The following is a 26,095-nucleotide window of genomic DNA, read 5'->3' as shown; positions in this document are numbered from 1 at the left end:
ACTGTTATGCCACGCAAGCATTTTCCTGATGTAATGTGGCATCGAACGGGCGTCCTGATTTCAGGACGCCATACGCCACCTGCGCCAGCTTGCGCATCATCGCTCCGATTATCAGCTTCGCTCCCTTGCCGTTCTTTTCCAGACGCGTCCTGAACGCTTTTCCCCACTCCGTTTTGTACAGCGCCACCATCGCGGGCATATACAGCGCCCTGCGAAGCGAGACATGGCCAGCCTTACTCATCCTGCTTGCCCTGTGTACGCTGCTGCCGGATTCATGCTGCCGCGGTGTCAGTCCTGCGAAAGCCGCGAACTGCCGCGCCTGACCGAACCTGTCCTTCAGCCCCACATACGCCAGCAGCACCGCGGATGTCTTTTCACCGATACCCGGTATGCTGTCCAGCAGTTTTCGCCGGTGCTTCAGGTCCGGGTCATCATCCGTCAGGTCCTTTATCTGTTTCTCCAGCCGCTTCAGCTCCGCTTCCAGCCACAGAAGGTGCGCATCAATACTCGGCATCTGCACCTCCCGCGCCGTCTCACGACGGTTCAGCTCCTGCGTGTGCATGTCTGTCAGGGACTGGTGACGCAGCACCAGCGCCCGCAACGCGCGCTCCAGCGGATGAGGTGCCTCCCAGGCTACCGGACGCTTCTGCCGGCAGAACTCTGCCAGCATACGGGCATCAACGGCATCGGTTTTACTGCGCAGGCCTTCGCTCTGCGCAAAGGCTTTACCAAGAGCCGGGTTGATGATGGATACGGTGAAACCGGCATCGCTGAGGGATGCTGCTGCGTCTTCCATATAGGTGCTGGTCGCTTCCATGCAGACATGTGCTGGCGCCACATTATGGCTGCGGAGCCAGTTGAGCAGCTCATCGTGACCTTTAGGTGTGTTAGTAAACTTTTTGCTGCGGTGACGGCCATCAGGTCGCAACACATCGACATCCAGCTTAGCTTTGGAGACATCGATACCAATAAAGTGAAGTTCCTGTTCCATAGTGAAACCAACCTTGTGAATGCGGATTACCGGGAAAACCGGTCCATGATACTGTCCGGTTTGTCACTTGTGGAGAAGGTGCAGTCCACTGCAGGGATCTACAACACAGGCTCGTGGCCTAAGGCCGGGTACGGCATGTGGACTGCATGGCAGAAAGAACAGGCCGGTTCTTTCTGCACGGAAGGATAATACAAGGCCGGGTAAGGCGTAGCCGCCACCCGGCACATTTCACTGCACTACCCTTTAATCCTCGGATCCAGCGCGTCGCGCAGCCCATCTCCCAGCAAATTAAACGCCAGCACGGTCAGAAAAATCGCCAGACTCGGGAAGATCGCCACGTGCGGTGCAATCACCATATCTGCCCTCGCCTCGTTCAGCATCGCGCCCCACTCCGGCGTGGGAGGCTGCGCCCCTAACCCCAGAAACGACAGGCTGGCCGCCGAGATAATCGATACGCCGATACGCATGGTGAAATAGACCACGATGGACGACACCGTACCCGGCAGAATATGGCTGAACAGGATCGTGGCGTCGCTGGCCCCCATGCTGCGGGCGGATTCGATGAAGGTCTGCTGTTTCAGCACCAGCGTGTTGCCGCGCACCAGGCGAGCGAACGCCGGAATCGAAAAGACCGCCACCGCAATGATGACGTTTGCCATGCCGCTGCCCATTATCGCCACCACCGCTATCGCCAGCAGAATGCCCGGAAAAGCAAACAGCACGTCGCAGATGCGCATGATAATGCGGTCCCACCAGCCTTCATAATATCCGGCAACGAGACCCAGCACGGTACCGATGGCCGCGCCGATAAGCACCGCGACCACCCCGGCGGCAAGCGAGATCTGCGCCCCCACCAGCACGCGGCTAAAGATATCGCGCCCGAGGGAGTCCACGCCGAACCAGTGCAGCATCGACGGTCCGTCGTTCAGACGGTCGTAGTCAAAATAGTTTTCCGCATCAAACGGCGCTACCCACGGCGCAACGATCGCCACCGCAATCAGCAGCAGCACAAACAGCCCCGCGGTCATCGCGACCGGCTGACGGCGAAAACGCCGCCAGAATTCAGACCACGGGGTGCGGACGTGGTCCGGTTTTAGCCCCGGCATGGCGTTTAAAACGGCCTGACGTCGCCAGTTCAACAATCGCATCTTACTTGTACCTGATGGCCGGGTTAATGGCGGCGTAGAGCACGTCCACCACTAAGTTGATAAGAATAAACTCCAGCGAGAAAAGCAGGACTTCCGCCTGAATCACCGGGTAGTCGCGCATCTCGACGGAATCGACCAGCAGGCGTCCCAGCCCCGGCCAGTTGAAGACCTTTTCCACGACGATCGAGCCGCCGAGCAGGAAGCCAAACTGCAGCCCCATCATCGTCACCACCGGGATCATCGCATTGCGAAACCCGTGCTTGAGAATGACCCACTTCTCGCTGACCCCTTTCGCCCGGGCGGTGCGAATATAATCTTCGCTCAGCACGTCAACGAACGAGGCGCGGGTAAAGCGGGCCATTACCGCAGACACGGCAGCGCCCAGCGTCATGGAAGGCAGGATGTAATGCTTCCAGGTATCGGCCCCGACGGTCGGCAGCCAGCCCAGTTCGACGGAGAAGATCTGCATCAGCAGCATCCCCAGCGCGAACGCCGGGAAGGAGATGCCGGTCACCGCCAGCGCCATGCCGAGTTTGTCCGGCCAGCGGTTGCGCCAGACGGCCGCGACAATCCCGGCGCCAAGCCCAAACACCACCGCCCAGCTCATGCTGGCAATCGTTAACCAGAACGTCGGCATAAAGCGGCTGGCAATTTCCTCCGACACCGGACGGCGCGACACCATCGAGATACCAAAATCGCCCTGCAGAACGTTGCAAATGTAATGGATGAACTGCATATACAGCGGCTGGTCGAGGCCAAGCTGCTTACGCACCAGGTCAATGACGGTGGCATCCGCTTCAGGCCCGGCAACCAGACGCGCCGGATCGCCCGGCAGCATATGGACAAACAGAAACACCAGGACCGCCACAATCAGCAGCGTCGGGATAAGCCCCAGCAGGCGTTTACAAACATAATTCAGCATGAGGTTTATTTTAAATCCGCATCGTCAAAGCTAAAGCCCGTGTCCGGCATGATGTAGAACCCGGTCAACGCTTTGTTATGGGCTGACACCAGTTTCTCCACCACCAGCGGCACCCACGGTGACTCTTTCCAGATAATATCCTGCGCGTCTTTGTAGAGGTGCGCTTTCTCTTCCGGTTTGGTGGTTTTCAGGGCATCGGCCAGGTCTTTGTCCACCTGCGGATTGCTGTAAAACGCGGTGTTGAACAGGGTTGGCGGCCAGTTCTGAGAGGCGAACAGCGGCGACAGCGCCCAGTCGGCTTCACCCGTCGAGGCCGTCCAGCCGGTATAGAACATCCGAACCCCGCTCTCTTTCTGCCCTTTCCCCTCCACTTCTGCCGCACGCTGTCCGGCATCCATCGCGGTCACCTGCGCTTTAATGCCGACCTGCGCCAGCTGCTGCTGGGTAAACTGCAGCACCTTCTGGGCGGTACTGTGATTATGCGAGGACCACAGCGTGGTGCTGAAACCGTTCGGGAAGCCCGCCTCTTTCAGCAGCTCGCGCGCTTTGGCCGGATCGTAGGGCCATGGCTGATAGCTTTGCGCATAGGCGATAGCCGGCGGCAGAACGCCGGTCGCCGGAGTGGCATAGCCGGCAAAGGCGACCTTCACCAGCGCCTGACGGTTAATGGCGTAGTTGATGGCCTCACGCACCTTCGGGTTATCGAACGGCTTTTGCGTGACGTTCATGCTGATGTAGCGCTGCATGATCGACGGGCTGGCGACCAGCTCCAGCTTGCTGTTTTTCTGCAAAATGGCGGCCTGCTCATAGGGGATCGGGAAGGCAAACTGCGCCTCACCGGTTTGCAGCATCGCCGCGCGGGAGTTATTGTCCACCACCGGGCGCCAGGTGATGGTGTCCAGCTTCGGCAGCCCCTGCTGCCAGTATCCGGTGAATTTCTTCACCTTCACAAAATCGGTCTGGTTCCAGGTCACCAGTTCATACGGGCCGGTGCCCACCGGGTGGAAACCGATCTCTTTACCGTATTTTTTCAGCGCGGCAGGGGAAATCATCGCCGTTGCCGGATGCGCCAGAATATTGATAAACGCGGAGAACGGCTCTTTAAGAGTGATTTTTACCGTCGCCGGGTCGACCACTTCGGTGCTGGCGATATTTTTATACAGGTTATAGCGCTTGAGGCTATTTTCCGGATTGCTGGCGCGATCGAGGTTAACCTTCACCGCCTCCGCATTGAAATCTGTCCCATCCTGGAACTTCACGCCGGTTCTGAGCTTAATGGTATACACCAGCCCGTCGTCGGACACGGTGTACCCCTCCGCCAGCACGTTTTTGAGCTTCATCTCTTTATCCAGGCCGAAAAGGCCCTGATAGAACGATTTCGCCACCGCCTGAGAGAGCGTGTCGTTGGCGTCATACGGATCGAGCGTGGTGAAATTGGAGCCGACGGCAACCACCACATCTTTGGCAGCGAACGCGGGGGCAGCGGCCAGGGCTGCCGTCACGCTCGCGGCTAACAACCATCTACGCGCTACAAAAGTAACCATTGTGTTCTCCTGCCTGTTGTAAGTTATAACCGCGAAAACGCATTGTCCTGACGCGGGGGAGCGACGAAATGGCCCGGCCCGACCTCGCGCAGCGTCACGCGCTCCACGGCCTCGCCGCGTTTACGAATATTGCTCGGCATTTCATCCTGCAGCAGCACGCGCTGGCCGTGACGATGCGCCGGATCGGCAACCGGAACGGCCGCGATAAGCTTGCGGGTGTACGGGTGCTGCGGGTTTTCAAAAACTGCCCTTCGCGGCCCAATCTCCACGATCTGCCCCATAAACATCACCGCCACGCGATGGCTGATGCGCTCGACCACGGCCATATCGTGCGAGATAAACAGGAAAGCAATCCCCATATCCCGCTGTAAATCCAGCAATAAGTTGATGATTTGCGCCCGGATAGAGACATCCAGCGCCGAGACGGACTCATCGGCAATCACCACTTTCGGGTTTAACGCCAGCGCACGGGCGATGCAGATACGCTGCCGCTGTCCGCCGGAAAACTCGTGCGGATAACGCCAGGCGTGCTCCGGCTTCAGGCCGACGCGCTCCAGCAGCCAGGCCACGCGTCGCTGTGCCGCTTCACCGTCGAGCAGGTTATGTACCCGCAGCGGCTCCATGATCGAATACCCCACCGTGTGGCGCGGATCGAGGGAGGCATACGGATCCTGGAAAATAAACTGAATATCTCGCCGCACCGCCTGCAGCTTGCTGTCCGACAGGGTATCAATGCGCTCACCGTTAAAGGTAATGCTGCCTTCCTGTGATTCCACCAGACGGAGCAACGCGCGCCCGGTGGTGGATTTACCGCAGCCGGACTCCCCCACCAGCGCCAGCGTTTCGCCCGGCCAGAGATCGAAACTGACATTTTCCACCGCGTGCACTTCGCGCTTTACGCGGTTCAACACGCCGCTGCGCAGCGGAAAACGGGTGACCAGATCGCGCACTTCCAGAATGGGCTTACCCGGCACCACGGTGTTCTGCTCGCGTTTATCCTCCTGCTGCCCAGACGCCCCGAGAGAGATCAGGGGGAAGCGGCGCGGCAAATCGCTGCCGTTCATCGCCCCCAGGCGCGGAACCGCCGCCAGCAGCGCTTTGGTGTAAGGATGCACGGGCGCGTGAAAAATCTGCTCGACCAGGCCGGTTTCCACCGCGCTGCCCTTGTGCATCACCAGCACCCGATCGGCGATATCGGCGACCACGCCCATATCGTGGGTGATGAAAATCACCCCCATCTCCATCTCCTGCTGCAGCACTTTGATGAGCTGCAGGATCTGCGCCTGAATCGTCACGTCCAGCGCCGTCGTCGGTTCATCGGCAATCAGCACCGCCGGACGACAGGAGAGCGCCATGGCAATCATCACCCGCTGGCGCATGCCGCCGGAAAGCTGATGCGGATAGCGCCCCAGAATGGCCTGCGCCTCCGGAATGCGCACCAGCTCCAGCATCCGTCGGGCCTCGTTGAGCGCTTCATCACCGCTCAGCCCCTGATGCAGGCGGATGGACTCGGCGATTTGTTCCCCGACCGGAAAAACCGGGTTCAGGGAGGTCATCGGCTCCTGGAAGATCATCGCAATATCCGCCCCGCGTACGCCCTGCATCTGCGAACCGCTTAGCTCATTTAAATCAATAACCTGACGGTTACGGCGGCGCAGGAGCATTTTCTCGCTGCTGATTTGCCCGCCCGTCTGTTCCAGCAGGCGCATCAACGCCAGCGCGGTGACCGATTTACCGGAGCCGGACTCACCAACAATCGCCAGCGTCTCGCCGCGCCTCAGCGTGAACGATAAATTCTGTACTGCGGGGATGAACTGCCGCTCTTCCTGAAACGCAATATTGAGCTGGTGGACAGCCAGCACTTCGCGGTTGTCCAGTTCTTCACTGTGCGGCACGCGCTGCCCCCTTATTCACGATAGATACCCGTGCTCGGTTCATCACCGGCATAACCCCAGGCGCGATACATGCCTTCGCTGTTGAACGGCAAAGCCACGTTGCCCTCACGATCCACCGCAATGAGTCCGCCGACGCCGCCCAGGGCAGGCAGTTTCTCCATCACCACGCGCTCGCAGGCTTCACTGAGGCTTAAACCGCCGTAATCCATCAGCGCGGTGATGTCGTAGGCCGCGAGGGCGCGGATAAACACTTCCCCGGTTCCGGTACACGACACCGCTGCCGTCGCGTTATTGGCATAGCAGCCAGCGCCCGGCAGCGGGCTATCGCCGACGCGCCCGGGCAGCTTGTTGGTCATCCCGCCCGTTGACGTCGCCGCCGCGAGGTTTCCGGCCTTATCCAGCGCCACCGCGCCGACCGTGCCCATTTTGGTGGTTTCATCCAGCGGCGCACTGTGGTCAAGCTGCGTCATCCCCGCCGAACGGGCTTCCAGCAGCTGCTGGAAGCGCTCCTCGGTGGAAAACAGATCCGGCGATACCGGTTCCATCCCGTGCTCGAAGGCAAACGCCTCTGCCCCGGCCCCCGTCAGCAGAACGTGCGGGCTCTCCTCCATCACCAGACGCGCGGCCAGCACCGGATTGCGCAGATGACTCACGCCCGCCACGGCGCCCGCTTTCAGGGTGACGCCGTCCATTACGCAGGCATCCAGCTCGTGCGTTTCATCCCGGGTAAAGACCGAACCGATCCCCGCATTAAATAACGGACACTCTTCCAGCAGGCGCACCGCCTCGGTGACCACATCCAGCGCGCTTTCACCCGCTTCCAGCATTCTCTGGCCCGTTTCCACAATGGCGTACAGCGCGTCGATATAGCGCTTTTCCTGCTCGGGGCTGAGCTGTGCTCGGGTGATTGCCCCGGCGCCACCATGAATTGCGATTACCGCATTAACCATTCGCATCACCCGTTAGCCTGATTTGCGGCTTTTTCTATAAATATCATTATCGTCGATGAAACTTCAGATGATTTTTGAATATAGAAAGACGTAACTGTGATGTAAAGCGTACACCCATCGGGTCATACAGTTAGCCGCACTTTTCTGCCATAATGAGCGCTTTCGTTGTTACTGTGCAGGAGCCCACCATGGATTTTACCGCCGGACTGATGCCGCTTGAGACGGCACTCACGCAGATGCTTGACCGAGTTTCCCCGCTGCATGACGTTGAGACGCTGCCTCTCGTGCACTGTTTTGGCCGTATTGCCGCGCGCGATATCGTCTCTCCGCTTAACGTGCCGGGGTTTGATAATTCCGCGATGGACGGTTATGCGGTACGCCTGGCGGATCTCCAGACGGGTAATGCCCTGCCGGTGGCAGGTAAAGCCTTTGCGGGTCAGCCGTTTAGCGGTGAATGGCCTGCGGGCACCTGCGTGCGCATCATGACCGGCGCGCCGGTTCCGGCCGGTTGCGACGCCGTGGTGATGCAGGAAGAGACCGAGCAGACCGATGACGGCGTGCGTTTTACCGCGAACGTTAAAGCGGGCCAGAACATCCGCCGCACGGGCGAAGATATCACGCTTGGCGCAACGGTCTTTGCCGCCGGACAGAAGCTGACGGCAGGTGAGCTGCCGGTGCTGGCCTCGCTTGGCGTTGCGGAAATCGACGTGTTCCGTAAAGTGCGCGTTGCCGTTTTCTCCACCGGCGACGAGCTGCAGCTTCCGGGCCAGCCGCTGCGGGACGGCCAGATTTACGATACCAACCGTCTGGCGGTACACCTGATGCTGGAGCAGCTGGGCTGCGACGTGATTAACCTCGGCATTATTCCTGACGATCCGGAAAAACTGCGCGCCGCGTTTATCGAGGCGGATAACGCTGCCGACGTGGTCATCAGCTCCGGCGGCGTCTCCGTGGGCGAAGCGGATTACACCAAAACCATCCTTGAAGAGCTGGGCGAAATCGCCTTCTGGAAGCTGGCGATCAAGCCGGGCAAACCGTTCGCGTTTGGCAAGCTGCAACACAGCTGGTTCTGTGGCCTGCCGGGTAATCCGGTCTCGGCGGCACTCACCTTCTACCAGCTGGCGATCCCGCTGCTGGCGAAGCTTTCCGGCAACAGCGCCAGCCCGCGGCCTGAACGCCAGCGCGTGCGTGCCGCCACGCGCCTGAAAAAATCCCCGGGCCGTCTCGATTTCCAGCGCGGCATTCTGGCGCGCAACGCGGACGGTGAGCTCGAGGTGAGCACCACCGGGCACCAGGGATCACACATTTTTAGCTCCTTCAGCCAGGGCAACTGCTTTATCGTGCTGGAGCGCGAGCGCGGCAATGTTGAAGTGGGCGAATGGGTTGAGATCGAGCGTTTTAACCACCTGTTCGGAGGCTGACATGACGGTGGAGCTGAGCGACCCGGAGATGATGCGCTACAACCGCCAGATTGTGCTGCGCGGGTTTGACTTCGAGGGCCAGGAAGCGCTTAAGGAAGCAAGCGTGCTGGTTGTCGGTCTGGGCGGTCTGGGCTGCGCCGCCGCGCAGTATCTTGCGGCGGCGGGCGTGGGCAGGATGACGCTGCTGGATTTCGATACCGTATCGGTGTCCAACCTGCAGCGCCAGACGCTGCACAGCGACGCGACGGTTGGACAGCCGAAAGTGGACTCTGCCCGCACGGCGCTGGCGCGCATCAACCCTAATTGTGAATTCACCCTGATTGACGCGATGCTGGATGACGACGCGCTGTCGGCGCAGATTGCGCAGCATGAACTGGTGCTGGACTGCACCGATAACGTCGCCGTCCGTAACCAGCTGAACGCAGGCTGTTTTGCCCACAAAATCCCGCTGGTCTCCGGCGCAGCGATCCGCATGGAGGGGCAAATCAGCGTCTTCACGTACGCGGAAGGCGAACCCTGCTACCGCTGCCTGAGCCGCCTGTTCGGCGAGAACGCGCTGACCTGCGTTGAGGCGGGCGTGATGGCACCGCTGGTCGGCGTGATTGGCTCACTGCAGGCGATGGAAGCGATCAAAGTCCTGGCGCACTACGGCACGCCTGCCGCGGGTAAAATAGTGATGTATGACGCGATGACCTGCCAGTTCCGCGAGATGAAGCTGATGCGTAACCCGGGGTGTGAGGTGTGTAGCAAATAAAAAGTCGGGTGGCGGCTCCGCCTTACCCGACCTTGTATTATCCTTCCGTGCAGAAAGAACCGGCCTGTTCTTTCTGCCATGCAGTCCACATGCCGTACCCGGCCTTAGGCCACGAGCCTGTGTTGTAGATCCCTGCAGTGGACTGCACCTTCTCCACAAGTGACAAACCGGACAGTATCATGGACCGGTTTTCCCGGTAATCCGCATTCACAAGGTTGGTTTCACTATGGAACAGGAACTTCACTTTATTGGTATCGATGTCTCCAAAGCTAAGCTGGATGTCGATGTGTTGCGACCTGATGGCCGTCACCGCAGCAAAAAATTTACTAACACACCTAAAGGTCACGAGGAGCTGCTCAGCTGGCTCCGCAGCCATAATGTGGCTCAGGCACATATCTGCATGGAAGCGACCAGCACCTATATGGAAGACGCAGCAGCATCCCTCAGCGATGCCGGTTTCACCGTATCCATCATCAACCCGGCTCTTGGTAAAGCCTTTGCGCAGAGTGAAGGCCTGCGCAGTAAAACCGATGCCGTTGATGCCCGTATGCTGGCAGAGTTCTGCCGGCAGAAGCGTCCGGTAGCCTGGGAGGCACCTCATCCGCTGGAGCGCGCGTTGCGGGCGCTGGTGCTGCGTCACCAGTCCCTGACAGACATGCACACGCAGGAGCTGAACCGTCGTGAGACGGCGCGGGAGGTGCAGATGCCGAGTATTGATGCGCACCTTCTGTGGCTGGAAGCGGAGCTGAAGCGGCTGGAGAAACAGATAAAGGACCTGACGGATGATGACCCGGACCTGAAGCACCGGCGAAAACTGCTGGACAGCATACCGGGTATCGGTGAAAAGACATCCGCGGTGCTGCTGGCGTATGTGGGGCTGAAGGACAGGTTCGGTCAGGCGCGGCAGTTCGCGGCTTTCGCAGGACTGACACCGCGGCAGCATGAATCCGGCAGCAGCGTACACAGGGCAAGCAGGATGAGTAAGGCTGGCCATGTCTCGCTTCGCAGGGCGCTGTATATGCCCGCGATGGTGGCGCTGTACAAAACGGAGTGGGGAAAAGCGTTCAGGACGCGTCTGGAAAAGAACGGCAAGGGAGCGAAGCTGATAATCGGAGCGATGATGCGCAAGCTGGCGCAGGTGGCGTATGGCGTCCTGAAATCAGGACGCCCGTTCGATGCCACATTACATCAGGAAAATGCTTGCGTGGCATAACAGTATCTACAACGGCTCGGACGTAGGCCGGGTAAGCATAAGCGCCACCCGGCAACAGCGATGCGAACGTAGGCCGGGTAAGCGCCAGCGCCACCCGGCAACCGCATCAGATCGACGTCCGTCCAAACGCCCCCTGCCAGTCCTGCTCAAACTTCACAATCGCCGCATCCACGGCGGGTGATGTAATAAACTGCTGCGCCACGTCCAGCGGCAGCGTGATGGACTCACAGCCTGCCAGCAGGCAGTCCAGCGCCTGACGCGGGGTTTTAAAACTCGCTGCCAGCACTTTTGACTGCGGGGCGTGCAGCGTCAGCAGCTGCTGTAATTCTACTACGGTCTGGATCCCGTCCCCGCCCTGCGCGTCCACGCGGTTAACGTAAGGCGCGACATACTCCGCCCCCGCCAGCGCGGAGAGCATTCCCTGCGCGGCCCCATACACCGCCGTGCCCAGCGTCGGGATCCCTTCCGCTTTCAGCATCTTGATTGCCGCCAGCCCTTCTGCGGTCACCGGCACTTTCACTACCAGGTCGTTAATGATGGCGCGCAGCTTACGTGCGTCCTCCACCATCCCTTCGGCGGTGGTCGCCATCACCTGGGCGAACAGACGGCCTTTGCCGCCCATTGCGTCATGCAGCGCGGGCAGCAGTTCGTCGAGCGACGTTTTACCGGCAGCAACGATGCTTGGGTTGGTGGTCACGCCCGCCAGCGGGAAGATACGCGCCAGCTTTTTGACTGCCGCAACGTCAGATGTGTCGAGATAAAGTTCCATGATGTCACCCTCAAAATTAGCCTGCACTTACCCTATCACGACAAAACCTGCTCAGTAGTTGACCTGCATCAAGATAACTTTCATTCGAAAGTCATTTAATCTTCATATGCAATACGAGAGGCAAAAACATGATCTTCAATATTCAGCGTTACTCTACCCACGACGGCCCCGGTATTCGAACCGTGGTGTTCCTGAAAGGCTGCTCGCTGGGCTGTCGCTGGTGCCAGAACCCGGAAAGCCGCTCCCGCAGCCGGGACGTGCTGTTTGATGCGCGTCTGTGCCTGGACGGCTGCGACCTGTGCCAGCAGGCGGCACCGGGCTGCATCGAACGCGCGCTGAACGGGCTGGTCATCCATCGTGAGAAGCTTGATGAAGCCACGCTCGCTGTCCTTACCGACTGCTGCCCGACGCAGGCGCTGACCGTCTGCGGTGAAGAGCAGCAGGTCGAGGAGATCATGGCGACCGTACTGCGTGATAAACCCTTCTACGACCGCAGCGGCGGGGGGATCACCCTCTCCGGCGGCGAGCCGTTTATGAACCCTGAGCTGGCGCACGCCCTGTTTAAAGCCAGCCACGAACAGGGGATCCACACCGCCGTGGAAACCTGCCTTCACGTACCGTGGCACTACATTGAGCCGTCATTGCCCTACGTCGATCTGTTCCTTGCCGACCTGAAGCACGTCGATGGCGAGGTCTTCAAACAGTGGACGTACGGCTCAGCCAAACGCGTGCTGGATAATCTGAAACGCCTTGCCGCTGCCGGGAAAAAAATCACCATTCGCGTGCCGCTGATCCAGGGCTTCAACGCCGATGAGGCCTCCATCACCGCCATAACCAATTTCGCCGCCGACGAGCTTGGCGTCGAGGATATTCATTTTCTGCCGTATCACACGCTGGGCATGAACAAATACACCCTGCTCGGCCAACCCTACTCTGCCCCTGACAAACCGCTGGATAACCCTGCCCTGCTGGACTTCGCGCAGCAGTACGCCTGCCAGAAAGGGTTAACCGCGACCTTACGAGGATAAACCTATGACAACCCTGAATCTCAATACCCTCAGCGAGCGAATTAAAGCGCACAAAACGGCCCTGGTGCATATCGTCAAGCCGCCCGTCTGTACCGAGCGCGCGCAGCATTACACCGAAATGTACCAGCAGCACATGGACAAGCCGATCCCGGTACGCCGCGCCCTGGCGCTGGCGCATCACCTGGCTGAACGCACCATCTGGATCAAACACGACGAGCTGATTATCGGTAACCAGGCAAGCGAAGTGCGCGCCGCGCCGATTTTCCCGGAATACACCGTCTCCTGGATTGAGAAAGAGATCGACGATCTGGCGGATCGCCCGGGCGCGGGCTTTGCGGTGAGCGAAGAGAACAAGCGCGTGCTGCATGAGATCTGCCCGTGGTGGCGCGGACAGACGGTGCAGGATCGCTGCTACGGCATGTTCACCGACGAGCAAAAAGGCCTGCTGGAAACCGGCATTATCAAAGCCGAAGGCAACATGACCTCCGGCGACGCGCACCTGGCGGTGAACTTCCCGCTGGTGCTGGAAAAAGGCCTCGACGGCCTGCGCGCCAAAGTGGCCGAGCGCCGCTCGCGCATCAACCTGACGGTGCTGGAAGACCTGCACGGCGACCAGTTCCTGAAGGCGATTGATATCGTGCTGGAAGCGGTGAGCCTGCACATCAAACGCTTTGCCGACCTGGCGCGTGAAATGGCGTCTATCGAGACCCGCGAAAGCCGCCGCGACGAGCTGCTGGCGATGGCGGAAAACTGCGACGTGATTGCTCACGAGCCGCCAAAAACCTTCTGGCAGGCGCTGCAGCTGTGCTACTTCATTCAGCTGATCCTGCAGATTGAGTCCAACGGCCACTCCGTCTCCTTCGCGCGTATGGACCAGTATCTCTATCCGTACTACCGCCGCGACGTGGAGCTGAACCAGAGCCTCGACCGCGAACACGCCATCGAGCTGCTGCACAGCTGCTGGCTGAAGCTGCTGGAAGTAAACAAGATCCGCTCCGGCTCGCACTCGAAAGCTTCCGCCGGTAGCCCGCTGTACCAGAACGTCACCATCGGCGGCCAGAAGCTGGTCAACGGTGAGCCGATGGACGCGGTGAACCCGCTCTCCTACGCGATTCTGGAATCGTGCGGTCGCCTGCGCTCCACCCAGCCGAACCTGAGCGTGCGTTACCACGCGGGCATGAGCAACGACTTCCTCGACGCCTGCGTGCAGGTGATCCGCTGCGGCTTCGGCATGCCGGCGTTTAACAACGATGAAATCGTGATCCCGGAATTCATCAAGCTCGGCGTCGAGAAGGACGATGCCTATGACTACGCGGCGATTGGCTGCATCGAAACCGCAGTCGGCGGCAAGTGGGGCTACCGCTGCACCGGCATGAGCTTTATCAACTTCGCCCGCGTGATGCTGGCGGCGCTGGAAGGCGGGCGCGACGCCACCAGCGGCAAAGTGTTCCTGCCGCAGGAAAAAGCGCTCTCTGCCGGTAACTTCGACAACTTCGAGGAGGTGATGGCGGCCTGGGATAGCCAGATCCGCTACTACACCCGCAAATCCATCGAGATTGAGTACGTGGTGGACACCATGCTGGAAGAGAACGTCCACGATATTCTCTGCTCGGCGCTGGTGGACGACTGCATCGAGCGCGCGAAAAGCATCAAGCAGGGCGGCGCGAAGTATGACTGGGTCTCCGGCCTGCAGGTGGGCATCGCCAACCTCGGCAACAGCCTGGCGGCGGTGAAGAAGCTGGTGTTCGAACAGGGCACTATCGGTCAGCAGCAGCTGGCGGCGGCGCTGGCGGATGACTTCGACGGACTGACTCACGAACAGCTGCGTCAGCGTCTGATCAACGGTGCGCCGAAGTACGGTAACGACGACGACAGCGTGGACATGCTGCTGACGCGCGCCTATCAGACCTACATCGAAGAGCTGAAGCAGTACCACAACCCGCGCCACGGCCGCGGCCCGATTGGCGGTAACTACTACGCGGGCACCTCTTCCATTTCCGCGAACGTCCCGTTTGGCGCGGCGACAATGGCCACCCCGGACGGACGTAAGGCGCACACCCCGCTGGCGGAAGGGGCAAGCCCGGCTTCCGGTACGGACCACCTCGGCCCGACGGCGGTGATTGGCTCGGTGGGTAAACTGCCTACCGAGGCGATTCTCGGCGGCGTGCTGCTGAACCAGAAGCTGAACCCGTCAACGCTGGAAAACGACAGCGATCGCCAGAAGCTGATGGTGCTGCTGCGCACCTTCTTCGAGGTGCATAAAGGCTGGCATATTCAGTACAACATCGTCTCGCGCGAAACGCTGCTGGAAGCGAAGAAACATCCTGACCAGTATCGTGACCTGGTGGTGCGCGTGGCGGGCTACTCGGCGTTCTTCACCGCCCTGTCGCCGGATGCGCAGGACGATATTATCGCCCGTACTGAGCATACGCTGTAAAAAAACGCCCGGTGGCGCCAGGCTTACCGGGCCTACATTGTCCCCCCGTAGGCCGGGTAAGGCGAAGCCGCCACCCGGCTTTCTGACTTTCATTCGAAATTAAATTTGTGCTCCCCGTCACCTTGTTATTAGAATGTTTCAAAACGCAGTGACCCAGGAGCACAGTATGACCGTTAAAGTTATCGTCACCGATATGGACGGAACTTTCCTTGATGATGCCAAGCAGTACGATCGTGACCGCTTCCAGGCACAGTTTGATCAGCTTAAAGCCCGCGACATTGAATTCGTTGTCGCCAGCGGCAACCAGTATTACCAGCTCATCTCCTTCTTTCCGGAGCTGAAAGAGCGAATCTCCTTCGTGGCGGAAAATGGCGCGCTGGTGTTCGATCGCGGCGAACAGATTTTCCACGGCGAGTTGACGCGTCATGAATCGCAGATCGTGATTGGCGAACTGCTGAAAGACAAAGGGCTAAACTTTGTGGCCTGCGGGCTGGAGAGCGCCTACGTCAGCGACCAGGCCCCTGAAGAATTCGTCGCGCTGATGTCAAAGCACTATCACCGCTTAAAGCGCATCAGCGATTACCGCGACATTGACGACGTGCTGTTTAAGTTCTCCCTGAACCTGCCGGACAGTGATATCCCGACACTGGTTGATAAACTGCACGTCTCCCTGGACGGCATCATGAAGCCGGTCACCAGCGGCTTTGGTTTTGTCGATTTGATTATCCCCGGCCTGCACAAGGCCAACGGCATCAGCCGTCTGCTGAAACGCTGGAAAATCTCCCCGCAGGCGTGCGTGGCCATTGGCGACAGCGGCAACGATGCCGAGATGCTGAAGCTGGTGAAATATTCCTTTGCGATGGGTAACGCGGCGCAGAGCATCAAAGAAATCAGCCGCTACAGCACCGACGACAACAACCATCAGGGCGCGCTGAACGTCATTCAGGCCGTACTCGACAACCACTCTCCGTTCGACGCCTGATCCTCTCCTCGCCGGAGCCTTGCTCCGGCAGCCTCACTCTTTTTCCATCCTGTGGCTTGCGTCAAGTTTTTAAACTTGCATTAACTTATTTTTAACTTAAAGTATCACTTGTAGACACTTTTACTTTCGAATGAAAGATGCGAGGCAGTTATGACCTTTACCAGTGAAACCTTGCCGGCGGATCACAAAGCGGCAATCCGTCAGTTAAAACGTGAGTTACGCGCGCAGATCGGCGACGTGCAGGCGGTGTTCAATAAGCTCAGCGATAAAATCGCCACCCGCGTGGCGGAGATCAACGCCCTTAAAAATAAAGGCGAATCCGTCTGGCCGGAGATCCCGTTTGCGGACGTGAAAAACGGCACCATTACCGACGCACAGCGCGAAGCCGTTAAACGCCGCGGCTGCGCGGTGATTAAAGGTCATTTCCCGCGCGAGCAGGCGCTGGCGTGGGATCAGTCGATGCTCGACTACCTCGATCTGAACAAATTTGACGAAGTGTACAAAGGGCCAGGTGATAACTTCTTCGGCACCCTAACGGCCTCTCGTCCGGAGATTTACCCGATTTACTGGTCGCAGGCGCAGATGCAGGCGCGCCAGAGCGAAGAGATGGCGCAGGTGCAGTCGTTCCTGAACCGTTTATGGACATTCGAGAGCAACGGCAAGCAGTGGTTCAACCCGGACGTGAGCGTGATTTACCCGGACCGTATCCGCCGCCGTCCGCCTGGAACTACCTCGAAAGGGCTGGGCGCGCATACCGACTCCGGCGCGCTGGAGCGCTGGCTGCTTCCGGCTTATCAACAAGTTTTCGCCCGCGTGTTTGACGGCAACGTCGATAAGTACGATCCGTGGAACGCCGCGCACCGTACCGAAGTGGAAGAGTACACCGTCGATAACACCACCAAATGCTCGGTGTTCCGCACCTTCCAGGGCTGGACGGCGCTGTCGGACATGATCCCCGGTCAGGGGCTGCTGCACGTGGTGCCGATCCCGGAAGCGATGGCCTATATCCTGCTGCGCCCGCTGCTGGACGACGTGCCGGAGGATGAGCTCTGCGGCGTAGCGCCGGGGCGCGTGCTGCCGGTTTCCGAGAAGTGGCACCCGCTGCTCATCGAGGCATTAAGCAGCATTCCGGCACTCGAGGCGGGCGATTCCGTGTGGTGGCACTGCGATGTGATCCACTCCGTCGCGCCGGTGGAAAATCAGCAGGGCTGGGGCAACGTGATGTACATTCCTGCCGCGCCGATGTGCGAGAAAAACCTCGCCTATGCGAAAAAGGTCAAGGAAGCACTGGAAACCGGCGCGTCGCCGGGAGACTTCCCGCGCGAGGATTATGAAAAGAGCTGGCAGAACCGCTTTACCGTGAACGATCTCAACATCCACGGCAAGCGCGCGCTGGGCATGGTCTAACTGTCGTACAGCCCTTCCCGCTCCACGGCGGTGCGTCGTTTCCCCTGACGTATCCGCCGTACGGATCCCCGTACGGTCAGGGTTCCATTAAGCAACAGCGTGCCCACCGGCGCGTCCGGGCGCATCAGCCGCTGCTGGAGCATATATACCGCTTCTGTTCCCAGCTCATCGCGCGGAACGTGCACCGCCGTTAAGGGAACATCCTGAATCGCCGCCAGGTTAAAGCCGTCAATGCTCATCACCGACACGTCCTGCGGCACGCGCAGACCGTGGTTTTGTAATGCGCTAATAGTGCCCGCCGCCATAAAGTCGCCGCCAACCAGAAACGCCGTCGGCAGGTCTTTTCCCTTCTGCTGGTTAAGCCACTCGCTGACCATCTGTTCCGTTTCACGCGCGCTGAAGCTGGGCACCACCAGCAGATCGCGTTTATCGTTGAACGTCAGGTTATGAGACTGCCACGCATCGCGGATCCCCGACAGGCGCAGCTCCATGGTGTAGCGACGCAGGCACAGCACGTTCATCACCTCGCGGTGTCCCATCTCGAACAGGTACTCCGCCGCCCGCTCGCCAATGGCGCGATGATCCGGCGCGACGGCAGGCAGACGCATGTGGCGGTCCCGGCAGTTAATCAGCATGCAGGGTTTACCCACGTCCACTGCCAGATCGTGAATGTGCGGATCGTCGATGCCAAGAAGAATCGCAGCCTGGGTGTCCGCTTCGTTCATGCGCGCCAGAAACAGCTGGGCGTCGCTGTCGTTCTCTTCCAGCGCACAGTAGCGAAGTCGCACATCGTGGGACGCCAGGCCTTTACTCACGCTCTGAATCACACGGTAGTAAAAGATGTCGGACCGCTCGTCGAAGGCGCGCTGGGGGGCAAAAACCACCAGGCTATTGAGCAGCAAGCGCCCCGCCGCCATGCCCTCCATCACCCCCAACTCCCGCGCGCACGCCAGCACCTTTGCGCGCGCTTTTTCACTGGTATTCGCTTTCCCCGCCAGCACCCGCGACACGGTGCTGATCGAGAGCTGCGTACGGGCGGCGATTTCAGTGATTTTTAGCCTTTTGTCCATTTTGTGATCTGGCTCCATTTGCGAAATGAAAAATTTTTCATAGCGTATTGGTCAGGCAATAACTGACATAAATGCCATCATGCCAGAGGCTTTTCGTCAGTTATGAGAAATTTTGCACAAAATCCACTATTGCCCACTCATTTTCTCCCTTAAGGTGAACTTGTCACACAACTTCCATACTAGTTGTATACCAACTTAAGCAATTTAAACGGATAGAAATCAAAGCCATAACAATCCGTGTGACACCTGAACCTCCGTCCCCTTACCGTCCGTCTTGTGGAGAGTAAAATGAGTCAGGACATCAATAACACCGTTGCGACAAGCAAAACCCGTCGCGTCATCAAGAACCTGCGCTGGTACGTGCTGGTGCTGTTCTTACTTGGCGTCACCGTTAACTACATCACCCGAAATTCGTTAGGCATTCTTGCCCCCGAGCTGAAAGAGAGCCTCGGGATCACCACCGAGCAATACTCCTGGATCGTCGGCGCGTTTCAGATCGCCTACACCATTTTCCAGCCCCTGTGCGGCTGGCTGATTGACGTTATCGGCCTGAAGATTGGCTTTATGGTCTGCGCCGGGATCTGGGCGCTGATGTGTATTTTCCACGCGGGCGCCGGAAGCTGGCTGCACCTGGCGATTCTGCGCTTCTTTATGGGTGCTTCTGAGGCCGCCGCCACCCCGGCGAACGCCAAAACCATCGGCGAATGGTTCCCGAAATCAGAGCGCCCCGTTGCCGCAGGCTGGGCGGGCGTGGGCTTCTCCATCGGCGCGATGCTGGCCCCGCCTATCATCTACTTTGCTCACGCCTCGTTCGGCTGGCAGGGCGCGTTTATGTTTACCGGCGTGCTGGCGCTGCTGTGGGTGATCCTGTGGTGGGCGTTCTACCACAACCCGGAGCAGCACCCGAACCTGAGCAAGGACGAGCTGGCGTTTATCAAGCAGGATAACGAACCGCCTGCGGTGAGACTGCCCTTCCTGACCGCGCTGAAAACCGTTTCGAAAAACAAACGCTTCTACGGTATCGCCATCCCGGCCTTTATGGCGGAACCGGCCTGGGCGGTGCTGAGCTTCTGGGTACCGCTGTACCTCGCCAAAGAGCACGGCATGGATCTGAAGCAGATTGCGATGTTTGCCTGGCTGCCGTTCCTCGCCGCCGACCTCGGCAGCGTGGCGAGTGGCTACCTGACGCGTCTGTACACCCGTCTGTTCGGCTGCTCCCGCGTTAACTCGGTCGTTGCGAGTTCCGTGACGGGCGCGTTTCTGATGATCTCGCTCGGCATCGTGGCCATCACCCGCGACCCGTATATCACCATCGTGCTGATCTCCATCGGCGGCTTCGGGCATCAGATCATCTCCTGCATGCTGAGCGCCCTGGTCGTGGAGTCGTTCGACAAAGGCCAGATGGCGACCGTCAACGGCATGCGCGGCTCGGCGGCGTGGATCGCCAGCTTCCTGTTCTCGCTGTTAATCGGTGTGACCGCCGACAAAATCGGCTTTAACCCGCTCTTTATTGCCATGGGCTTCTTTGACCTGATTGGCGCTGTCTTCCTGGTAGCATTTATTGCTGAACGTCGCGCCAAGCGCGCCTGATAGTGGATGTATTGCATATGAAAACCCTGAAAAACTGGATCGTAGATAAGCAGTCGGCAAACCATCTGGAACTGCTGGTCGATAACCAGCACCGCCTGTGCCTGTATGTGCTGGAAGAGAACCTGTTCCGCGTGCTGATTAAGCGCAAAGGCGAGCTGGCGCTGGACCGCACCTGGAGCATCGCGCCGGAAACAGACGTGCCCTGGGAAGGCCGCCGTCGTGAAGACATAAGCGGTTTCTCCTGCCCGGCCTGGACCCTGACGCAGCAGGGCGAGACGCTAACCGTGGCCACCGAACAGCTGCGCGTGACGGTCCACCAGCCGCTGTGGCTGGAGTGGCACTACCGCAATGAGGCGGGCGAGTGGCAGCCGCTGGTCAATGACCGTCCGACCAGCGCCTACCTGCTGAACGCCCACGGCGACGGCGTGGCGCACTATCTGAGCCGTCGTAAGGACGAGCGTTTCTATGGTCTGGGCGAGAAAGCGGGCGATCTGCAGCGCAACGGTAAGCGCTACGAGATGCGCAACCTCGACGCGATGGGGTACAACGCGGCCAGCACCGACCCGCTCTACAAGCACATCCCGTTCACTATCGCCCGCCGCGATGACGTCAGCTACGGCCTGTTCTACGACAACCTGAGCAGCTGCTGGCTGGATCTGGGCAACGAGATCGACAACTACCACACTGCCTACCGCCGCTGGCAGGCGGAAGCGGGCGACATCGATTACTACATCTTTACCGGCAAACGCGTGCTGGACGTCACCAAAGCCTTCGTGCGCCTGACCGGGAAAACGCTGTTCGGACCGAAGTGGAGCCTGGGCTACAGCGGCTCGACCATGCACTACACCGATGCGCCGGACGCGCAAAACCAGCTGATGAATTTCATCCGCCTGTGCGAAGAGCACGCCATTCCGTGCGACTCGTTCCAGCTCTCCTCCGGCTATACCTCCATCAACGGCAAGCGCTACGTCTTTAACTGGAACTATGACAAGGTGCCGCAGCCGAAGGTGATGAGCCAGGCGTTCCACGACGCGGGGCTCAAGCTTGCGGCCAACATCAAGCCGTGCCTGCTGCAGGATCATCCCCGCTATAACGAAGTGGCGGAGAGCGGCCTGTTCATTCGCGATTCAGAAACCGATGCACCGGAACGTTCCAGCTTCTGGGATGACGAAGGTTCGCACCTCGACTTTACCAACCCGCAGACGGTGCAGTGGTGGCAGAACGGCGTCACCACGCAGCTGCTGGAGATGGGTATCGACTCCACATGGAACGACAACAACGAATATGAAGTGTGGGACGGGGAAGCGCGCTGCTTTGGCTTCGGCAAGGAGATCGCCATCAAGCACATTCGCCCGGTGATGCCGCTGCTGATGATGCGCGCCTCGCTGGAAGCGCAGCAGCGTTTCGCGCCGGAAAAACGTCCGTATCTCATCTCCCGCTCCGGCTGCGCCGGGATGCAGCGCTACGTCCAGACCTGGAGCGGCGACAACCGCACCAACTGGGACACCCTGCGCTATAACATCCGCATGGGGTTGGGCATGAGCCTGTCCGGCCTGTTCAACGTCGGTCACGACGTCGGCGGTTTCTCCGGGGATAAGCCGGACGCCGAGCTGTTCGTGCGCTGGGTGCAGAACGGCGTGATGCATCCGCGCTTTACCATTCATTCGTGGAATGATGACCGCACCGTGAACGAACCGTGGATGTACCCGGGCGTCACGCCAGCCATTCGCGGCGCGGTGGAGTTGCGCTACCACCTGCTGCCGTACCTCTACACCCTGCTCTGGCAGGCGCACGCCGACGACGAGCCGATGCTGCGCCCGACCTTCCTTGACCACGAGCACGATGCGCAGACGTTTGAAGAGTGCGATGACTTCCTGCTGGGCCGCGACCTGCTGGTCGCCAGCGTCGTCGAAGCCGGGCAGCGCGAGCGCCGCGTCTGGCTGCCGGATAACGAAACCGGCTGGTACGATTTTTACACCCACGCGTGGTATGCGGGCGGCCAGTCGATTGTTCTCGACGCGCCGCTGGAAAAACTGCCGCTGCTAGTGCGCGCCGGTGCCGGTCTGCCGCTAAGCGAGCGCATTACCCACGTGTCCGCTGAAAAAGACAACACCCGTGAGCTGAAGCTGTTCCCGGTGAAAGGCGTCGGGACGACCTCTGGCATGCTGTTTGAAGATGACGGAGAAAGCTGGGGCTATCAGAACGGCAATGCGCTGTGGGTGGACTGGGAAATGGTGTGCGACGGCGCAACCATCAATCTGAAGGTCAACGCGCGCGGGGATTACCGTCCGGCGTGGAAAGCGCTGAAGGTGTCGCTGCCTGTAGGGGAAAAACGTACGCTGCTGGTGAACGGGGTTGAAGGGGGCGAGTGGGTGCTTTGAGCATTGCCGGGTGGCGGCTTCGCCTTACCCGGCCTACAAACTGACCCGTAGGCCCGGTAAGCGCTAGCGCCACCGGGCAAGGTTTTTAGCCGTCGATACCTTTACTGCGCAGGTAATCTTCGTAGTTACCGGTGAAGTCCACCACGCGCTCTGGCGTAATTTCGATCACGCGGGTCGCCAGCGAGCTGACGAACTCGCGGTCGTGAGAGACGAAGATCAGGGTGCCCTGATACATCTCCAGCGCCATGTTCAGGGATTCGATAGATTCCATGTCCAGGTGGTTAGTCGGTTCGTCCATCACCAGGATATTCGGTTTTTCCATCATCAGCTTGCCAAACAGCATGCGGCCCTTCTCGCCACCGGAGAGCACTTTAGCCGGCTTCTTGATGTCGTCCTGGCTGAACAGCAGACGACCCAGGATGCTGCGCACCGCCTGCTCGTCGTCGCCTTCCTGCTTCCACTGGCTCATCCAGTCGAAGACGGTCAGATCGTTTTCGAACTCGTATTCATGGTCCTGCGCGTAGTAGCCAATCTGCGCGTTTTCAGACCACTTCACGGTGCCGTTGTCCGGCTGCAGTTCGCCGACCAGGGTTTTCAGCATGGTGGATTTACCTACGCCGTTGGCACCGAGGATGGCAATCTTCTCGCCCACTTCCAGCAGCAGGTTGAATTTTTTAAACAGCGGGCCGTTCTCAAAGCCTTTTGCCAGGGCTTCCACTTCCAGCGCGTTACGGAACAGCTTCTTGTCCTGCTCGAAGCGGATGAACGGGTTCTGACGGCTGGAGGCTTTGACTTCGTCCAGCTTGATTTTGTCGATCTGACGCGCACGCGAGGTCGCCTGACGCGACTTAGAGGCGTTAGCGCTAAAGCGGCTGACGAAGGACTGCAGGTCAGCAATCTGCGCTTTCTTCTTGGCGTTATCCGCCAGCAGACGTTCACGCGCCTGGGTGGCCGCCGTCATGTATTCGTCGTAGTTACCCGGATAAACGCGCAGCTCGCCGTAGTCCAGATCCGCCATGTGCGTACAGACCATGTTCAGGAAGTGACGGTCGTGCGAGATGATGATCATGGTGCTGTCGCGGTCGTTCAGCGTCTGCTCCAGCCAGCGGATGGTGTCGATGTCCAGGTTGTTCGTCGGTTCGTCGAGCAGCAGGATGTCCGGGTTAGAGAACAGCGCCTGTGCCAGCAGCACGCGCAGCTTCCAGCCTGGCGCAACTTCGCTCATCGGACCGTAATGCTGTTCAACCGGAATGCCTACGCCCAGCAGCAGCTCGCCCGCGCGCGCTTCCGCAGAGTAACCGTCCATCTCGCCGTACTGCGTTTCCAGCTCGGCCACTTTATAGCCGTCTTCTTCGCTCATTTCGGCCAGCGCGTAGATGCGATCGCGCTCCTGCTTCACTTCCCACAGTTCCCCATGCCCCATGATCACGGTGTCCAACACGGTGAACTCTTCGAAGGCGAACTGATCCTGACGCAGCTTACCGATACGCTCGTTAGGGTCGAGCGATACGTTGCCGAGCGTCGGCTCCAGGTCACCGCCGAGGATCTTCATAAAGGTGGATTTTCCGCTACCGTTGGCACCAATCAGGCCGTAACGGTTGCCGCCGCCAAATTTGACGGAAATGTTTTCGAACAGCGGCTTACTGCCAAACTGCATAGTGACGTTGCTGGTAACTAACACGGGGAGATTCCTGCGAAAAGTGTGATAAACACGGCATTATGCCACAATTCCGAATTGAGATCCCGTGTTGCGGCAATCCACTAAACTTTAACAAAATCGAAAAAAATGTGATTTCGTACACATCTGAATTCCCTGTTAGCGGGAATGCACATATAATGCGCTCCCATCACAGATTCAGACTTATCAACTCATCGCCTGAATGGCTTAGATACCTCGCACAACATGAACATGAAATTGACAACGCTTTTTGCGGCAGCGTTAGCCGTAGTAGGTTTTTGCAAGACCGCTTCTGCGGTGACGTATCCCCTGCCAACAGACGGTAGCCGTCTGGTGGGCCAGAACCAGGTTGTGACGGTACCAGAAGGTAACTCTCAGCCGCTGGAGTATTTTGCTGCGCAGTACCAGCTGGGCCTGTCTAACATGCTGGAGGCGAACCCGGGCGTTGACCCGTATCTGCCGAAAGCGGGTACGGTGCTGAATATTCCTCAGCAGCTGATCCTGCCGGATACCGTTCATGAAGGTATCGTGATTAACAGCGCCGAAATGCGTCTGTATTACTACCCGAAAGGCACCAACACCGTTATCGTGCTGCCAATCGGTATCGGCCAGCTGGGTAAAGACACCCCAATGAACTGGACCACCAAAGTTGAGCGTAAGAAAGCGGGCCCAACCTGGACGCCGACTGCCAAAATGCACGCGGAATACATTGCTGCGGGCGAACCGCTGCCAGCCGTTGTGCCGGCAGGCCCGGATAACCCAATGGGTCTGTACGCGCTGTATATTGGTCGTCTGTACGCTATCCACGGTACCAACGCCAACTTCGGTATCGGCCTGCGCGTAAGCCACGGTTGCGTGCGCCTGCGTAACGACGACATTAAGTTCTTGTTCGAAAACGTGCCGGTCGGTACCCGCGTGCAGTTCATCAACGAACCGGTGAAAGCGACCTCTGAGCCAGACGGCAGCCGCTACATCGAAGTGCACAACCCGCTGTCCACCAGCGAAGACCAGATCAACAATAACGAAATCGTCCCTGTTACGCTGAACAGCGCGGTGCAGGCGGTGACTTCTCAGCCAGACGTAGAAACGGCGATTGTTGACCAGGCCGTGCAGAACCGCTCCGGTATGCCGGTGCGTTTGAACTGATAAAGAAGCATTAAAAAAGCGGGCCTCGTTGCCCGCTTTTTTTTACCCGTTATTCACGATCACGATCCCGCCGTGGTCGTAACGATAGTGGCAGTGGGCATACTCCAGCGGCGTGCCGTCCTCCAGATAAATCACCTGCTCTACTTCCAGTACGGGATCGGTCTGCTCGCAGACCAGATGCTCCCTGTCCAGCGCGTTGGGCTTAAGCGCCCGCACCACCCGATACGACCCCATAATTTTCAGCCCCAGCGTTTCCTGCACGTACTGGAACACTGAACCTTCAAGATGGTTTTTCGTCAGGCCCGGCACCAGATTCATCGGCATCACCGTGGCATCCAGCGACATCGGTTCGCCGTTCAGCAAACGGAGTCGAATGAAGTCATAGATCGGCGCATCGGCGTTAATCATCAGCGACGCCTGCTCTTTTTCGTTCGGGAAGCGCAGCTCGAAATGCACCACCCGGCTAGTCACCGTGCCCAGATGTTCCCAGGTTTTGGTCGCACCAAAGTAGTCACTGCCGGAGAGATCCCACTGCGAGAGCTGAAGAAAGTTTTTGCGGATGAACGTACCCTGCCCCTGACGGGTATAGACCAGACCTTCGACGATCAGCTGGCGCATCGCTTGCTGAATGGTCATCCGGCTGGAGCTGAATTCCGCCGCCAGCGCAAACTGGTCCGGCAGGGGTTCGTTGGCGGCGTACTGCTGGCTGATAATGCGTTTCTTAATTTCCCGCGCTATGGTGATGTACTTCGCCGCCATCGTTCTTCCT

General features: G+C 59.1%; 20 protein-coding genes. 10 read left to right on the top strand and 10 right to left on the bottom strand.

What is annotated here, in order from left to right:
- Nucleotides 1-4: 4 nt before the first annotated feature.
- The 6 genes from V1566_RS09945 to iaaA form a co-directional block, all read right to left on the bottom strand.
- Nucleotides 5-991 (bottom strand): IS110 family transposase, encoded by a 987-nt coding sequence (locus V1566_RS09945; RefSeq protein ID WP_395304094.1) that lies wholly within the window; start codon nucleotides 989-991, stop codon nucleotides 5-7.
- A gap of 236 nt (nucleotides 992-1,227) precedes the next feature.
- Nucleotides 1,228-2,139: a glutathione ABC transporter permease GsiD gene (gene gsiD / locus V1566_RS09940; RefSeq protein ID WP_395305747.1), complete on the bottom strand. Its 912-nt coding sequence runs from the start codon at nucleotides 2,137-2,139 to the stop codon at nucleotides 1,228-1,230.
- 1 nt (nucleotide 2,140) lies between these two features.
- Nucleotides 2,141-3,061: a glutathione ABC transporter permease GsiC gene (gene gsiC / locus V1566_RS09935; RefSeq protein WP_116343413.1), complete on the bottom strand. Its 921-nt coding sequence runs from the start codon at nucleotides 3,059-3,061 to the stop codon at nucleotides 2,141-2,143.
- 5 nt (nucleotides 3,062-3,066) lie between these two features.
- Entirely contained in the window at nucleotides 3,067-4,605 is a 1,539-nt protein-coding gene (gsiB, locus tag V1566_RS09930) for a glutathione ABC transporter substrate-binding protein GsiB (protein ID WP_395305746.1), read from the bottom strand.
- Between the two features lie 23 nt (nucleotides 4,606-4,628).
- The gene (gene gsiA, locus V1566_RS09925; RefSeq protein WP_395305745.1) at nucleotides 4,629-6,500 is read right to left on the bottom strand and encodes a glutathione ABC transporter ATP-binding protein GsiA; all 1,872 of its coding nucleotides are present in this window, start codon (nucleotides 6,498-6,500) and stop codon (nucleotides 4,629-4,631) included.
- Between the two features lie 11 nt (nucleotides 6,501-6,511).
- Nucleotides 6,512-7,450, bottom strand: a complete 939-nt coding sequence (gene iaaA, locus V1566_RS09920) for a beta-aspartyl-peptidase (protein ID WP_395305744.1) — start codon at nucleotides 7,448-7,450, stop codon at nucleotides 6,512-6,514.
- Nucleotides 7,451-7,638: 188 nt separating this feature from the next.
- On the opposite strand from iaaA, the gene moeA reads away from it, so the two are divergent.
- The 3 genes from moeA (at nucleotide 7,639) to V1566_RS09905 (ending at nucleotide 10,838) form a co-directional block, all read left to right on the top strand.
- Nucleotides 7,639-8,871, top strand: a complete 1,233-nt coding sequence (gene moeA, locus V1566_RS09915; protein ID WP_395305743.1) for a molybdopterin molybdotransferase MoeA — start codon at nucleotides 7,639-7,641, stop codon at nucleotides 8,869-8,871.
- Between the two features lies 1 nt (nucleotide 8,872).
- Nucleotides 8,873-9,625: a molybdopterin-synthase adenylyltransferase MoeB gene (moeB, locus tag V1566_RS09910; protein ID WP_395305742.1), complete on the top strand. Its 753-nt coding sequence runs from the start codon at nucleotides 8,873-8,875 to the stop codon at nucleotides 9,623-9,625.
- A 226-nt stretch (nucleotides 9,626-9,851) separates the two neighbouring features.
- Complete coding sequence (locus V1566_RS09905) at nucleotides 9,852-10,838, top strand: IS110 family transposase (protein WP_395303481.1); 987 nt, start codon at nucleotides 9,852-9,854, stop codon at nucleotides 10,836-10,838.
- Between the two features lie 106 nt (nucleotides 10,839-10,944).
- On the opposite strand, the gene fsa is transcribed toward V1566_RS09905, so the two are convergent.
- Nucleotides 10,945-11,607 (bottom strand): fructose-6-phosphate aldolase, encoded by a 663-nt coding sequence (gene fsa / locus V1566_RS09900; protein ID WP_395305741.1) that lies wholly within the window; start codon nucleotides 11,605-11,607, stop codon nucleotides 10,945-10,947.
- 128 nt (nucleotides 11,608-11,735) lie between these two features.
- Here fsa and V1566_RS09895 point away from each other — a divergent pair, with 128 nt between their 5' ends.
- The 4 genes from V1566_RS09895 to V1566_RS09880 all read left to right on the top strand — a co-directional run bounded on the left by V1566_RS09895 (nucleotide 11,736) and on the right by V1566_RS09880 (nucleotide 17,461).
- On the top strand, nucleotides 11,736-12,635 hold the full coding sequence (locus V1566_RS09895; protein WP_395305740.1) for a glycyl-radical enzyme activating protein: 900 nt from the start codon (nucleotides 11,736-11,738) through the stop codon (nucleotides 12,633-12,635).
- Between the two features lie 4 nt (nucleotides 12,636-12,639).
- The gene (locus V1566_RS09890; RefSeq protein ID WP_395305739.1) at nucleotides 12,640-15,072 is read left to right on the top strand and encodes a formate C-acetyltransferase/glycerol dehydratase family glycyl radical enzyme; all 2,433 of its coding nucleotides are present in this window, start codon (nucleotides 12,640-12,642) and stop codon (nucleotides 15,070-15,072) included.
- A gap of 166 nt (nucleotides 15,073-15,238) precedes the next feature.
- A complete protein-coding gene (locus V1566_RS09885) occupies nucleotides 15,239-16,054 on the top strand; it encodes a Cof-type HAD-IIB family hydrolase (protein ID WP_395305738.1) in 816 nt (271 codons plus the stop codon).
- A 150-nt stretch (nucleotides 16,055-16,204) separates the two neighbouring features.
- On the top strand, nucleotides 16,205-17,461 hold the full coding sequence (locus V1566_RS09880) for a DUF1479 domain-containing protein (protein WP_395305737.1): 1,257 nt from the start codon (nucleotides 16,205-16,207) through the stop codon (nucleotides 17,459-17,461).
- Here the strand turns inward: V1566_RS09880 and V1566_RS09875 are convergent.
- Complete coding sequence (locus tag V1566_RS09875) at nucleotides 17,458-18,531, bottom strand: LacI family DNA-binding transcriptional regulator (RefSeq protein WP_395305736.1); 1,074 nt, start codon at nucleotides 18,529-18,531, stop codon at nucleotides 17,458-17,460. The genes V1566_RS09880 and V1566_RS09875 overlap by 4 nt on opposite strands.
- 288 nt (nucleotides 18,532-18,819) lie before the next feature.
- Between V1566_RS09875 and V1566_RS09870 the strand changes: the two genes are divergently transcribed.
- Together V1566_RS09870 and V1566_RS09865 are read left to right on the top strand one after the other, a co-directional pair.
- Nucleotides 18,820-20,121 (top strand): MFS transporter, encoded by a 1,302-nt coding sequence (locus V1566_RS09870; RefSeq protein WP_023335029.1) that lies wholly within the window; start codon nucleotides 18,820-18,822, stop codon nucleotides 20,119-20,121.
- Between the two features lie 17 nt (nucleotides 20,122-20,138).
- Nucleotides 20,139-22,502: a TIM-barrel domain-containing protein gene (locus tag V1566_RS09865; protein ID WP_395305735.1), complete on the top strand. Its 2,364-nt coding sequence runs from the start codon at nucleotides 20,139-20,141 to the stop codon at nucleotides 22,500-22,502.
- An 85-nt stretch (nucleotides 22,503-22,587) separates the two neighbouring features.
- On the opposite strand, the gene V1566_RS09860 is transcribed toward V1566_RS09865, so the two are convergent.
- A complete protein-coding gene (locus tag V1566_RS09860) occupies nucleotides 22,588-24,183 on the bottom strand; it encodes an ABC-F family ATPase (RefSeq protein ID WP_032661296.1) in 1,596 nt (531 codons plus the stop codon).
- Between the two features lie 222 nt (nucleotides 24,184-24,405).
- Here V1566_RS09860 and ldtB point away from each other — a divergent pair, with 222 nt between their 5' ends.
- On the top strand, nucleotides 24,406-25,326 hold the full coding sequence (ldtB, locus tag V1566_RS09855; protein ID WP_029740604.1) for a L,D-transpeptidase: 921 nt from the start codon (nucleotides 24,406-24,408) through the stop codon (nucleotides 25,324-25,326).
- Nucleotides 25,327-25,368: 42 nt separating this feature from the next.
- Here the strand turns inward: ldtB and V1566_RS09850 are convergent, their stop codons facing one another.
- Entirely contained in the window at nucleotides 25,369-26,085 is a 717-nt protein-coding gene (locus V1566_RS09850; protein ID WP_395305734.1) for a GntR family transcriptional regulator, read from the bottom strand.
- Nucleotides 26,086-26,095 lie beyond the last annotated feature (10 nt).

The organism is Enterobacter sp. ECC-019 (assembly GCF_043974075.1).
GTDB lineage: Bacteria > Pseudomonadota > Gammaproteobacteria > Enterobacterales > Enterobacteriaceae > Enterobacter > Enterobacter asburiae_D.
This window is presented reverse-complemented; position numbering and strand designations above follow the sequence as displayed.

Bases quoted from the DNA above. Each gene is read 5' to 3' on its own strand.
- V1566_RS09885 (WP_395305738.1), top strand. From the start codon at position 15,239: ATGACCGTTAAAGTTATCGTCACCGATATGGACGGAACTTTCCTTGAT.
- moeB (WP_395305742.1), top strand. From the start codon at position 8,873: ATGACGGTGGAGCTGAGCGACCCGGAGATGATGCGCTACAACCGCCAG.
- gsiD (WP_395305747.1), bottom strand. From the start codon at position 2,139: ATGCGATTGTTGAACTGGCGACGTCAGGCCGTTTTAAACGCCATGCCG.
- ldtB (WP_029740604.1), top strand. From the start codon at position 24,406: ATGAACATGAAATTGACAACGCTTTTTGCGGCAGCGTTAGCCGTAGTA.
- V1566_RS09905 (WP_395303481.1), top strand. From the start codon at position 9,852: ATGGAACAGGAACTTCACTTTATTGGTATCGATGTCTCCAAAGCTAAG.
- gsiB (WP_395305746.1), bottom strand. From the start codon at position 4,605: ATGGTTACTTTTGTAGCGCGTAGATGGTTGTTAGCCGCGAGCGTGACG.
- fsa (WP_395305741.1), bottom strand. From the start codon at position 11,607: ATGGAACTTTATCTCGACACATCTGACGTTGCGGCAGTCAAAAAGCTG.
- V1566_RS09890 (WP_395305739.1), top strand. From the start codon at position 12,640: ATGACAACCCTGAATCTCAATACCCTCAGCGAGCGAATTAAAGCGCAC.
- V1566_RS09865 (WP_395305735.1), top strand. From the start codon at position 20,139: ATGAAAACCCTGAAAAACTGGATCGTAGATAAGCAGTCGGCAAACCAT.
- V1566_RS09850 (WP_395305734.1), bottom strand. From the start codon at position 26,085: ATGGCGGCGAAGTACATCACCATAGCGCGGGAAATTAAGAAACGCATT.
- V1566_RS09870 (WP_023335029.1), top strand. From the start codon at position 18,820: ATGAGTCAGGACATCAATAACACCGTTGCGACAAGCAAAACCCGTCGC.
- iaaA (WP_395305744.1), bottom strand. From the start codon at position 7,450: ATGGTTAATGCGGTAATCGCAATTCATGGTGGCGCCGGGGCAATCACC.
- V1566_RS09895 (WP_395305740.1), top strand. From the start codon at position 11,736: ATGATCTTCAATATTCAGCGTTACTCTACCCACGACGGCCCCGGTATT.
- gsiC (WP_116343413.1), bottom strand. From the start codon at position 3,061: ATGCTGAATTATGTTTGTAAACGCCTGCTGGGGCTTATCCCGACGCTG.
- V1566_RS09945 (WP_395304094.1), bottom strand. From the start codon at position 991: ATGGAACAGGAACTTCACTTTATTGGTATCGATGTCTCCAAAGCTAAG.
- moeA (WP_395305743.1), top strand. From the start codon at position 7,639: ATGGATTTTACCGCCGGACTGATGCCGCTTGAGACGGCACTCACGCAG.
- V1566_RS09875 (WP_395305736.1), bottom strand. From the start codon at position 18,531: ATGGACAAAAGGCTAAAAATCACTGAAATCGCCGCCCGTACGCAGCTC.
- V1566_RS09880 (WP_395305737.1), top strand. From the start codon at position 16,205: ATGACCTTTACCAGTGAAACCTTGCCGGCGGATCACAAAGCGGCAATC.